This window comes from Methylosinus sp. Sm6 (genome assembly GCF_019802345.1).
Taxonomy (GTDB): domain Bacteria; phylum Pseudomonadota; class Alphaproteobacteria; order Rhizobiales; family Beijerinckiaceae; genus Methylosinus.
Genome location: NZ_JAINDZ010000065.1, coordinates 1 through 12250 on the forward strand (window position 1 = coordinate 1; position 12250 = coordinate 12250).

General features: G+C 62.1%; 6 protein-coding genes and 2 pseudogenes. 6 read left to right on the top strand and 2 right to left on the bottom strand.

What is annotated here, in order from left to right; genetic code table 11:
* Together K3F48_RS22645 and K3F48_RS22650 are read left to right on the top strand one after the other, a co-directional pair.
* Nucleotides 1-105, top strand: a pseudogene (locus K3F48_RS22645) (DDE-type integrase/transposase/recombinase); the annotation flags it as partial.
* A 107-nt stretch (nt 106-212) separates the two neighbouring features.
* The gene (locus K3F48_RS22650) at nt 213-419 is read left to right on the top strand and encodes a hypothetical protein (protein ID WP_222577715.1); all 207 of its coding nucleotides are present in this window, start codon (nt 213-215) and stop codon (nt 417-419) included.
* Nucleotides 420-528: 109 nt separating this feature from the next.
* Here K3F48_RS22650 and K3F48_RS22655 read toward each other — a convergent pair whose 3' ends face one another.
* Complete coding sequence (locus tag K3F48_RS22655; RefSeq protein WP_222577710.1) at nt 529-3813, bottom strand: GLUG motif-containing protein; 3285 nt, start codon at nt 3811-3813, stop codon at nt 529-531.
* Nucleotides 3814-4245: 432 nt separating this feature from the next.
* Here K3F48_RS22655 and K3F48_RS22660 point away from each other — a divergent pair, with 432 nt between their 5' ends.
* Both K3F48_RS22660 and K3F48_RS22665 read left to right on the top strand, forming a co-directional pair.
* The gene (locus tag K3F48_RS22660) at nt 4246-6396 is read left to right on the top strand and encodes a glycosyltransferase family 41 protein (RefSeq protein ID WP_222577714.1); all 2151 of its coding nucleotides are present in this window, start codon (nt 4246-4248) and stop codon (nt 6394-6396) included.
* Between the two features lie 262 nt (nt 6397-6658).
* Nucleotides 6659-7585: a substrate-binding domain-containing protein gene (locus K3F48_RS22665; RefSeq protein ID WP_222577711.1), complete on the top strand. Its 927-nt coding sequence runs from the start codon at nt 6659-6661 to the stop codon at nt 7583-7585.
* A gap of 403 nt (nt 7586-7988) precedes the next feature.
* Here the strand turns inward: K3F48_RS22665 and K3F48_RS24660 are convergent.
* Nucleotides 7989-8308: pseudogene (locus tag K3F48_RS24660) on the bottom strand (mobilization protein).
* Nucleotides 8309-8443: 135 nt separating this feature from the next.
* Between K3F48_RS24660 and K3F48_RS25065 the strand changes: the two are divergent.
* Together K3F48_RS25065 and K3F48_RS22675 are read left to right on the top strand one after the other, a co-directional pair.
* Nucleotides 8444-8569, top strand: coding sequence for a helix-turn-helix domain-containing protein (locus K3F48_RS25065; RefSeq protein ID WP_222577712.1), 126 nt, complete (start codon nt 8444-8446; stop codon nt 8567-8569).
* Between the two features lie 638 nt (nt 8570-9207).
* Nucleotides 9208-12250, top strand: a 3043-nt coding sequence (locus K3F48_RS22675) for a hypothetical protein (protein WP_370631478.1), incomplete at its 3' end; no start/stop codon positions are given.

Sequence of the window (12250 nt, forward strand, 5' to 3'; positions counted from 1 at the left end):
AATAATATCGTCGAGCAGGACCATCGAGCAGTGAAACGCGTGACGCGTCCGACGCTGGGTTTCAAATCATTTCGATCGGCTGCCGCGACGCTTTCTGGGATCGAAGGGGCAGATGCGAACGACGAACGAAATGCGTCCCGCGCAGCAATTCTATTCCCTCGCCGCCTGAGACACGTCATTCTCACTCACCCCGTCGCGCCTGTAGACAAAATTTGCGACAGAACCCCGTCTACCGCCACGACATTTGCTCCGGCGTCGTCGACTCGCTCAACGCCGACGTCGACTTGCTGCTGGTCTCCTACCACGGCCGCCAATACTACCCGCTGATGGAATGCGTGCTCGCAGCCGACGCCAAAGGCCAAATCGATCGCCAGATGCTGGCTGGCAGCGATGCCCGACTTTACGTTCGCCGGAATTGATCGAGTCCGAAAGCAAGGCGCAGTCGTCGTTCTCAACAGGCGCATCAAAAACGTCTGCAATATACGGTCTATCCGGGTACCGACGCCGCTCTCGTCGCCTTACACTCCATTACCTTGCGTTGGTTCCGGGAACATTATTCTTTCCGTCGTTAAATTCGAATCGCTGACCGTCGACCTCGATGCTACGAATGCGCGCGCCAAAACCGGCGCCGCGTCGGGCTTCCGGCTTATGCGCGGCGAGCGCCGCCACACGGCGAGGACGCGCGCGGACCACGGGAGGCGGTGTTTCCGCCGGCTCCGCGCCCTGCATATTTTCGTCGACGGAGGGAGTGACCGCCGCCGTGACGGCCGTTTTGCCCGCCGCCGTCGACAGGGCCGGCTTCGGGGGGGTCGAGGACGCGTCTGCAGCGGTGTTCGTGATCACATTGCCGGCCGAGAGAGCCGCCTGCTGGATCCGGGCGGCCTGCGCCTTCGCCTCCGCCTTCGCCTCGGCCTCCGCGCGCGCTTCCGCCTTCGCGTCGCGATAGGTGCTGTTGATGATTGTGCCCCCGGGGTCGTTATAGCCCACCAACCCGCCGCCGCCGCCGTTGACGCTGCCGGTCGCGGAGGAGTTCTCGATCACGCCGTAATTATAGCCGACGAGACCGCCGGTGAGGCTGCCGTCGGCGCCCCCCTGCGATACGTCTCCGCTCGCGGTCGAATTGCTGATCGTGCCGAACGCATTGGTCCCGGCGAAGCCGCCGGCGCCGAACAATATCGCGTTGACATTGCCGCTCGCCGACGAATCGGAAATCGCGCTGCGGACACTGAACCCGACGAACCCGCCGACGGTCATATAGCCCGTCACATTTCCGCTCGCCCAGCTGTTGGAAATCGTGCCGTGGGTTTCCTTGTTGTTGAGCGACGAACCGCTCACCCCGCCGACGAACCCGCCGACATTGTAGGCGTTGGGGGCGTAGACATTGCCGGTCGCATAGCTGTCGGAGATATTGCCGCTACTTACACCGGTATAATTGGTGTATTCGCTGACGCCGGACAATCCGACTAAGCCGCCGATATTTTCCGCGCCGCCTGGGGTGGCGGCCGTGCTCGTCACATTTCCGGAGGCGTGGGAGCGACTGATATTGCCGTTGCTTTTTCCGACCAGGCCGCCGATATTGCTGCCGGGCGACGTCACATTTCCGGTCGCATAGGAATTGACGATCGTGCCGACATAGCTGCCGAACACATTGAGATAAAAATAGCCGTTATTGCCGACGAGACCGCCGACATTCGATAGATCGCCGTTGTTCGAATTCGCAGCGCCGACGTCGACCGCTCCTGTCGCGTAGGAATTGCTGATTGCGCCATAGTTCAATCCGACGAGACCGCCGAAGTTCGAGCGGCTAGAGGTGGCCGAAGAGGCCGTCACATTTCCCGTGGCATAGGAATTTTCGATGACCCCTTCGAGACCGCGGAGCGCGAAAGCCATATTCCATCCCACGAGGCCGCCGACATCGGTCACGCCCGCGACATCGACATCGGCATGCGAATTGGAAATCGTTCCGCCGAAATTCGCCCCGACCAGGCCGCCGACATCGCTGCCATTGCCGACGACGGTTCCGGTCGCGTAAGCGTTATAGACCGTCCCGCCGTAATTCATGCCGATCAGCCCCGCAGACCGGCCGCCTCCCGTCATCGACACATTCGCCATCCCGATGTCTCGGATGGTCACGGGATCGGAGACAAAGAACCCGCCCATTGTGGCGATGAAATTCGCGCCGTTCGATCCAGAGGAAATCGTCAGATTGCTGATCCTATGGCCGAGGCCCGCGAATGTGCCGATGAATGTGTCGATCAGCGAGTTGGCGTAGGTCGTTCCCGAGGCGTCGAGATCCTGCGCCAGAGCATAATTGCCGGTGACCGTCTGGCCGGTGAAGGCGGCGATCTCGCTCATGCTGTGGAGCAGCGTGTAGGCGGCGCCGTTGATCACGAGGCTCGCGCTCGACCCGCTCAGCGTCACCTTCCCGCCCGTGTCCATGTCGATATAGTAATCGGTCCCGGAGGTCGCCTTGCCCGCCGAGGCGTAATTGCCGTAATTCAACACCAGGCCGGCGCTCCGTCCCGTCGCGGTGATCGCCGCATTCACATAGATGTTTCTCGTCGCATTCAGCGTGAGGATGGTGCTGCCGGACCAGCGCACCGCGTCATTGACATAGATGTTGCCGTCCTTTCCGCCGCCGCTCGTGGACCACAAGGTGATATTGTTATTTGCGAGCAGGCTGCCGAGCAGCGCTCCGGTGATGTCGCCGCCGCTCGACGCGATGGTGAAGCCGTCCGGATCGATGATCCAGCTCCCGGTTTCCCCCGTCGACGACGCCGTCGTCGCCTCGGCGCCGTCCGCGACCGTCACCTTGTTTCCGCTGGTCTCGATCGTTCCGCCCTTGCCGCCATTGGGCGCGGAGGCGTCGAGCTTGCCGGAGACCTTGGTCGTTCCGCCCTGCGCGATGAGCTTGATCCGGCCGATCTTCACCGTGCCGCTCGACGACGAGCCGCCGGTGAGATCGGTGAGCGTGCGCGCCTGGATGAGCCCGCTGTTGTTGACCTGCGCCGAGAGAACCGCATCGGCCGCCTTCGCGGTCATCACGACGCGGCCGCCGTCGGCCTTGATCAGCCCCTTGTTCTCGACCAGCGCATCATACGCCCCTTTGTCGATCGTCACGTCGAGCAGCGAGTCGCCGCCGAAATTGAGCGTGATCTGATCGCCCGAGGCGAGCGCGATGGAGCCGAGCCTGGCTGTGATCGCTCCCTCATTGGAAACTGTGCGGCCGAGCAGCACGACATAGCCGCCATCGGCCGCGGTGATGGTTCCCCGATTGACGACGGCGGAGGAGGAGGAGCCGGAGAACACATAGTTTCCGGCCATGAAATCCTTGTTGGAGATGTCGAGCGTGGAGGCGACGAGTCCGCCGACATTGACCTGCGCATTCCTGGTGAACAGCACGCCGGCGGAATTGACGATGAACACATTGCCATTGGCGTTGAGCGCGCCGGCGATGACGCTGCTCTCATTGCCAACGACGCGGTTGAGCGTGGCGGAGAGCGTGCTCGGCTGAATGAAATTGACGGTCTCGCCCGAGGCGACGGAGAAGCTCCGCCAATCGATGATGGCGCGATTGGTCGACTGCGCGACATTGGTGACGCTGCCGGCGGAGGAAATCGTCGCCGAGCCGTCGACCACGACGCCTCCGGCCGGATTGGCGGAGGCGAAACGCGGAAGAGCGAGAACCGCCGCGATCGCCGTCATCGTCGCAAAAGACGCCTGCAATCCCCGAGCACGATCGGAGAGAGGCGAATGGCGACGAGGAAGGAACGGAGCGGCGGCGTGCGAGCGAATTTTTTCGGGGATCGTCATCAGGCTGTCTCTTAGCGTCATCGTTATATATTGATATTCGATAGTGCAGAGCAAACCCCTTCCACGTCAACCCGGGGACCATCTCGCCGGGCCCGTCGCCCGGACGGCGCTGTTCCACCTAATTATATGATAAACAACGCCAATAATTGGCTGTCGAAAATTGCGGCGATGAGCAATCGACCGATTTGATTGCAAAATAGACGTGGACTCGGCCACTATGCGAGTTTTTTGAGCAGCCTCCGGAGGCAATCCGATCCAATCGGACCGGTCGGAGCGAGCTCTGATCGATCGATCGGAAAGCGCTGCGTATTTATGTAACCGAACTATTTGACGGGTGTCGATCTCTCGGCCTATGCTGCCAAAGCTCCAGCACAATGTTTCGGGCCGTGGAAAATGGTCACAAATCTGAAGAACCTTCTATCGGACGAGATGATGATCGAGCCGCGGCCGTCCGCGCCGGCTTCCCCGTCGTCTCCGCTGCAGATTCGGCGGGGTCAGAAGCACCACGACAGAGGCGTCGAATATTCGCGCGCCGATCGCTGGACGAAAGCATTGCATGAATTCGAGGAGGCGGTCCGTTGCGCGCCCGATCAACCGCGCTTTCATTATGGTCACGGCATCGCGCTCTCTCGCTTCGATCGCTTCGAGGAGGCGATCGAAGCGTTTCAGCGTGAGCTGGCGATGACGCCCGATCATCCGCCCACTCTCGCCGAGATCGGCGCCTGCCATGCGCGCCTCGGCCGTCGAAGAGAAGGCATCCCCTATCTGCGAAAGGCGCTGACTCTATTTGGCGGAATGCCGAACCATCAGTTCAATCTCGGTCTCGCTCTTCTGTCCGAGGGCAAGCCGCTGGAGGCGATCGTCGCCTTCGATCGCGCGCTGGCCTTCGATCCCGCCTATATCAATGCGTATCGGCTGCGCGGCCTCGCCCATGCGATCAATGGAAATCAGCAGCGATCCGTGCAGGACCTTCATGCGGCGGTGGCGCTCGATTCGAAGAATTACCAAACGATGCTGGTGCTCGGAACGCAGCTCGGCAAGAACGAGCGCGAGCGCGAGGCGGGCATGTTGTTCGAAATGGCGGCGAAGGTCGCGCCGGACATCGCTCTGCCGCAATATTTTTTCGCTCATTTCCTCATCAGCCATCACCATTGCGAGATGGGCCTGAAACATGTGGACCGCGCCATAGAGCTGGAGCCGCGATCGGGCGAATATCATGCTTTGCGCGCCTTCGGCCTGCTCGGGCAGGGCCGCATCGACGAATCGGTCACGAGCTATCGCCGGGCAGGCGAGCTCGATCCGGGCAACGCCGACATCGCCGGCGGATTATTGTTCACCTTGCAGCACAAAACGGGCGTGACGAAGAAGGACTTGCTCGACGCGCATAAGAGATGGGCGGCGCTCTATCGCCCGCGCGAGCCTAAAGATCGCTTCGCCTTCGCCAATGATCCCGACCCCGGCCGCCGGCCGCGGCTGGGCCTCGTCTCGGCCGACATGCATCGCCATGCGGTGACCTATCTCGTGCTGCGCGCCTTCGAGCAATTGGGAGCGCTCGGCTATGAGATCTTCTGCTACAAGACGGATCGCAAGCGCCAGGACGACGAATTCAGCGATCGATACAAGGCTGTCGCCGCGAGCTGGCGTGACGTCTCCGATCTCGACGACGGCCAATTGGCCGCCCTCATCGCCGAGCAGGGCGTGGATGTGCTGTTCGACCTCTCGGGCCATACGCATGGATGTCGCCTGACCCTGTTCGCCCAACGGGCCGCGCCGGTGCAATTGAGCTGGGCCGGCTATGTCGGAACGATCGGCCTCGACACCTATGACGGGCTCATCGCCGATCCCGTCGAGGCGCCGCCCTGCGACGATGAATATTATGTGGAGCCGATCATTCGTCTTCCCGACTGCTATGTCTGCTATCAGCCGCCCTTGCGCGCGCCCGATGTGGGTCCGCTTCCTTTTCTCGAGAGCGGGACATTCACCTTCGGATGCTTCAATCGTCCGGCGAAGCTCAACGCCGAAGTGGCCCGCGCATGGGCGCGAATTCTCGAGCGCGTCCCGAACGGGCGAATTCTTCTCGTCTATGGCGGCTTGCAGGAGTCGACGACGCAGGAGTCGGTCTACCAGATGCTCGAGAAAGGCGGCCTTTCGCGCGAGCGCGTGGAGCTCATCGGCGAATCCGATCAGCAGAAGCTCCTCCAGGCCTATGTCGAAAGGGTCGATCTCGCGCTCGATCCTTTTCCTTATTCGGGCGGCGTCACGACGCTCGAGGCGATGTGGATGGGCGTTCCGGTCGTCACGATGGTCGGCGAGACATTCGCCGGACGCCACTCCGCGACGCATCTCTCCGCAGCCGGGCTCGCGCATTTCTGCACCTATAGCGTCGACGACTATGTCGAGCTGGCCGTCGATTGGGCCGAGCATCCGCAGGAGCTGGCGTCGCTGCGTCTTCGTTTGCGCGAGCAAGTCGCGTCCTCGCCGCTCAATGATGCTGTGAGGTTCGGAAATAATCTTTCGGCGGCATTGATGGGGCTTTGGAAAGACTGGTGCGATCAGCGCGCCGTCACCCGTGGCGGGGGATGACGTCTCGGGGGGTGTTGCAAGGGCACTCGATTTGCCTATTCGGAGCGCTCGCGGGGGCGTGATCCGAAGAGCGTTGGCGCACGACAATTTTATTGTAGTTGCGGCGACGTTTGAATAAAAATGGCAGTCATAACGAAAATAATGGAATGTTGTTCTTGACGCCGGTGGAGCGATATGCAAATTTCGATATGTAAACATAATACCTATTGGTTCGACGAGAGTGCAGGCTCGAGTCTGCCGTTACCGAAAGAGGTAGGTAATCATGTCGAGTAGCATGATAAAAGAACTGGTTCTCGCCGGGGCGGCTGTCGCCGCTCTGATGGCCGCCCCGCCGCCGGCTCAGGCGACCACCACGATCCATGTCGCGGTCGCAGCGAACTTCGCAAATCCGCTGAACGAAATCATCGGAAAATTCAAGACCTATGCACTGTCGACCTATGGTTACGACTACGACGTGACCTATACATCCGGGGCGTCTGGCAATCTCCTGAGCCAAATCACCGGCAGCTGCGCCACAACGCCGACCTGCGCCACCACCAATCCCAACGCCTGGGGGCACTATGATCTGTTTCTCTCAGCGGATGTCTCGCGCCCGCTGACTTTATACAGCACCTATCCTTCTCTGGTGTCCACTTGGACGACCGGGGCGAGCCCCGCGAGCGCGAATTATCTCTTCCAATATGCGCAAGGATATCTCGAGCTCTACACCAACACCGGCACATGGAACGTGAGTTCGGGATTGCCCTCGGGCTGGACCACGAAAGGCGTCGGCATCGCCGCCCCCGGATCGGCCCCTTATGGCCTCGCAGCGACACAAGAGCTCTGGAATCACTATACCGTGAGCTCGACCAACGCATTGGTCCATTCCACCTACGCCGATATCGCCTCCATCTACAATGCGGTGGTCGCCGGAACCGAGACGTTCGGCTATGTCGCGAAATCACAAATCTGCTCGTCGGGCGCCGTGAATGTGGCGTCGACGCGACACCAGTCGATATCGCCGGGCGCGGGCCATTATAATGCGATCATTCAGGACGGCGTCATCATCGCCAACACCACGGCGCGGACGCGTACAACCGCAGAAGAAACCGAATTGAGGCTGTTCGTCGCATATTTGAACGATCACACGACATCGCCTGCATCGGGCGCCGTAGCCACGCTTCTGAACTATTGCTATGGTGTGCCATAAGTTCGCAAATGCAGCGAGATAACAGCCCGCGTTCCGTGAGCTTTGTGATCTCGAAACGTCGCTGACCCCGCCGCGGACGGCCGGCCCCGAAAGCTCGGTCGATCCGCGGCGACTATTTTGTCGATCGTGGGTCGCCGCCATGAAATCTTTGAAAGCTCGATCGCAGGTCGGTCGTTCCTCGAGCGCGTTATCGGCCGCCACATAGACGATGGACGAGAGCGCCAGAGCGAGCATGGCGCCCATGAACAAGAACCCATTGGAGAAACTAGAAGAGCGCTTTCCGGTGGGAGCGATGTTGGTCTGCATGGTCGACCTCTCGCGAATAGAAATTGTGGCTCATTTCGAACGCGAGCTGGCCGGAAGCGGCGGCGCTCATCGTGGTCGTTATCGTCAGCCAATTAGGCTAAGCCGAGGCATCGGCTGGTTCTGTTTCATGCAGCGGCGGAGCCGTAACCTTCTCCTCCGTATGCCAGAGTAGATCGGCGAACAGAGCCTTGTCAGAATCGCGCGTGAGGAACCCAGGGAGCTCGCGGCGTAACCAGTAGCCGAGGCGCTTGGAGAATTCCTGATCGCCGCCGCTCTCCAGCCGATGCAGAACGAGAGCGCCGAGCAGAACCTTGCGGCGCGTATCTCGGCGCGTTCCTGTTTTCCTTGGCGAGCTTGCAGGGCTTTCTTGCCGGCGTCGAGCTGGGCGATGCGTTCGGCAATGGTCTTACGCGCCATGAGAAATCCCTTCGAAGCAACAAATTCATGGTGGTCGAATCATAAACGAGCGAAAAGTCACGTCCAAGCGCTTTCATGATCGCGATACTGGCGCGATCCTTTTAGAGGATTTCGCTGTCACCAGGCGACCTCTCCATGCTCGAGGATTCGTGCTTACAAGGCGGGCACCTTGAACGATCGGAGCGTAGCGAGGAATTGTTCAAGGGGAACCTTCGCGAGTTGACCGGGCGTGGGCGATACAGGGCGTGGGCTGTCATCTGATGAATGGAGCGCGTCGGACCAAATTTGGATGATCGACTCGTGTGGGTTCACCGCGTGGCGTCGGAGGTTTTGACGCAACCGCATGCGCCGCCACCCTCCTATCGGATCAGAACGCGCCAGTCGCTCTTTCCAAGGTCCGTCGTCGTAATTCTCTCGCCGACAAATGCCTCGATGATCGCGATATTCGTCGGCAAATGCGACGACGGCGCGCAGGTGACAAAACGACAAGCGCACGCGGCCCGCGCCCAGCCGCTAACCGCGCTGGCGCGGGCGCCGCCCGCGACACGCCGCGGCGAGGCGGAACTCCTCGTGGGTGGGCGGCCGATGTCGCGCTCGGCCCACGATGTTTCTGCACCCGGCGTTGCGCATGGGGTCGCTCGGCCGGCCGCCGCGGCCGGGCGGCCCGGAGTGGCTGGAGGCGCTGGCGGCGCGGGAGGCGCGGGAGGCGCCGACGCTCGCCGCCGAGCTGGCGTGGCGCGCGCCGACCGGCTGCTCGCGGTCGCGTCGAAACTGCACGCCAAAGGCGCCGACCGCGTCGTCGCGCTGCTGCTCGCCAACGACGCCGTGTCGCCGATCTGCGCCGTGCGGACGGCGCTACGAGCTGCGCGGGCGTCCCTACGACATCGTCTTCGTCGCCGGTGTCCAACACGCGGGTGGAGCATATCGAGGCCTCTGTCGATCTTGATGTCGATGCCTATCCTCTCAACGACATCAAGGTCATCCTCGAGCCGGTTCATACGACCGTGTCCACGCTGGATTGGTACGGCAAGATCTATACTCTTACCAATTACAACTACGTCGAAAGCCAAGCTTCTGTCCTGCTCGACGGCGAGCAATCGGTTCCCTCCGCTTCGAGCTATGTCACCACGCCCGACGGGCATCGGCATCTTCAATTCGTATACGGTTCCGTGAAATATCGCGGAGAGGATCCCGGCAGCGATCTGTGGGTTCTTCGGATCATTCGCAAGTCGACGGGCCAGGAGGTGACGCCTTCGAACAATTGGAGCATTCGCTTCTTCGGGGCGAGCGCGTCCGACCCACAGCAATGGATTTTCACCGACGAATATGCCGGCGGAAAAACGATTTCGCCGTCGACAGTGAACGACAGCTTCAACGCTGCGGCGGCGACCGGAAACAACATCATCGATCTTCGCGCCGGCGCGACTGCGTCGATCAATGGCAAGACCGTGACGGTCGGAGGCGATCTCGCCAACGGCTTCGGCGGCGACGGCCGCGACACATTGACCGGCAATGCCGGGTCAAATCTTTTGAAAGGCGGGCGAGGCAACGATACGCTGACTGGAAACGAGGGCGACGATGTTCTTGCCGGCGGAGCCGGCGCGGACACGCTGGTCGGCGGCGCCGGCGTGGACACGGCGGACTACAGCGACAAGGCGGCGTCGGTGATCGTGACGCTGAACGGGCCGACAAACGCGGTTGTGACGGTCGACGGCGTCGCCGAGGACACGATCCGCAACGTCGAGAATGTGACCGGCGGCTCGGGCGCCGATACGCTGACAGGCGACGATCTGGCGAATCTGTTGAACGGCGGCGGCGGAAACGACACGCTGAAGGGCGACGGCGGCGCCGATATTCTGGACGGCGGCGCCGGCGTCGACACTGCCGATTACGGCGACAAGACCTCGTCGGTCGTGGCGACGCTGAAGGGCGCGGCCAATACGAGCGTGACGGTCGGCGGCGTCGCCGAGGACACGATCCGCAACTTCGAAAATGTGGTTGGCGGCTCCGGGGCGGACACGCTGATAGGCGACGGGCTGTCGAATGTGTTGCGCGGCGGCGGCGCCGCCGACACGCTGGATGGCGGTGCAGGCGTGGACACGGCGGACTACAGCGACAAGACGGCGTCGGTGGTCGTGACGCTGAACGGCGGGACCAATGCGGGCGTGACGGTCGGCAACGTCGCCGAGGACACGATCCGCAATATCGAGAATGTGACCGGAGGGTCTGGAGCGGATACGCTGACGGGCGACGAGCTGGCGAATGTGTTGAGCGGCGGCGGCGGAAACGACACGCTCAAGGGCGGAGATGGAGCCGACACGCTGGACGGCGGCGCCGGCGTGGACACGGCGGACTACAGCGACAAGGCGGCGTCGGTGGTCGTGACGCTGAACGGGTCGACGAACGCGGTTGTGACGGTCGGCGGCGTCGCCGAGGACATGATCCGCAATATCGAGAATGTGACCGGAGGTTCGGGCGACGATGTGCTGAGCGGCGACGACCTGGCGAATGTATTGAACGGCGGCGACGGAAACGACACGTTGAAGGGCGGCGGCGGCGCCGACACGCTGGATGGCAGGGCGGGCGTGGACACGGCGGACTACAGCGACAAGACGGCGTCGGTGGTCGTGACGCTGAACGGCGCCACGAATGCGACGGTGAGGGTCGGCGGCGTCGACGAGGACACGATCCGCAACATCGAAAATGTGACCGGAGGGTCTGGAGCGGATACGCTGACGGGCGACGAGCTGGCGAATGTGTTGAACGGCGGCGGCGGAAACGACACGCTGAAGGGCGGCGGCGGCGCGGATATTCTGGATGGCGGCGACGGCGTCGATACAGCCGATTATAGCGACAAGACCGCGTCGGTGACGGTGACGCTGAACGGCGCGGCCAATGCGAGCGTGACGGTCGGCGGCGCCGGCGAGGATGTGATCCGCAATATCGAGAATGTGACCGGAGGCTCCGGCAATGACATTTTGAAGGGTGACGATCTCGCAAATGTATTGCCGGGAGGGGACGGAAACGACATTTTGAAAGGCGATGGAGGCACTGACACGCTGGATGGCGGCGCGGGCGTCGACGCGCTGGACTATCGCGACAAGGCGACATCGGTGGTCGTGACGCTGAATGGCGCGACGAACGCGGTTGTGACTGTCGGCGGCGTCTCCGAGGACGCGATCCGCAATATCGAGAATGTGCTTGGCGGCTCCGGGGCGGACACGCTGGTAGGCGATGGGCTGTCGAATTTGTTTCGAGGCGGCGGCGGCGCCGATACGCTGGATGGCGGCGCAGGCGTGGACACGGCCGACTACAGCGACAAAGCGGCGTCGGTGGTCGTGACGCTGAACGGCGCCATGAATGCGATCGTGACGGTCGGCGGCGTCGCCGAGGACACGATCCGCAACATCGAAAACGTGTATGGCAGTTCGGACGCGGATACGCTGGTGGGTGACAGTCTCGCAAATTTACTGTCGGCAAGGGATGGAGACGATATCTTGAAGGGCGGCGGCGGCGCCGATATTCTGGACGGCGGCGCCGGCGTCGACGCTGCCGATTACGGCGACAAGACCGCATCGGTCGTGCTGACGTTGAATGGGTCTGGCACTGCGGTCGTCCTTGTCGACGGCGTCGCCGAGGACACGATCCGCAACGTCGAGAACGTCTACGGCGGCTCGGGCGACGACGTGCTGAGCGGCGATGGCTCGGTGAATCTTTGGGACGGCGGCGGCGGAAACGACATACTGAGGGGCGGCGGCGGCGGCGGCACGCTGAATGGCGGCGCGGGCGTGGATACGCTCGATTACAGCAATAAATTCGAGTCGGTCGTGCTGACGCTGAAGGGGTCGGCCTATACGGTCGCCTTGGTCGACGGCGTCGCCGAGGACACGATCCGTAATATCGAGAACGTCTACAGCGGCTCGGGCGACGACGTGCTGAGCG

What these genes read in the sequence shown, in the direction of transcription:
- K3F48_RS22655 (WP_222577710.1), bottom strand. Translation starts at nt 3,813, where the DNA reads ATGACGATCCCCGAAAAAATTCGCTCGCACGCCGCCGCTCCGTTCCTT.
- K3F48_RS22660 (WP_222577714.1), top strand. Translation starts at nt 4,246, where the DNA reads ATGATCGAGCCGCGGCCGTCCGCGCCGGCTTCCCCGTCGTCTCCGCTG.
- K3F48_RS22665 (WP_222577711.1), top strand. Translation starts at nt 6,659, where the DNA reads ATGTCGAGTAGCATGATAAAAGAACTGGTTCTCGCCGGGGCGGCTGTC.
- K3F48_RS25065 (WP_222577712.1), top strand. Translation starts at nt 8,444, where the DNA reads ATGCTCGAGGATTCGTGCTTACAAGGCGGGCACCTTGAACGATCGGAG.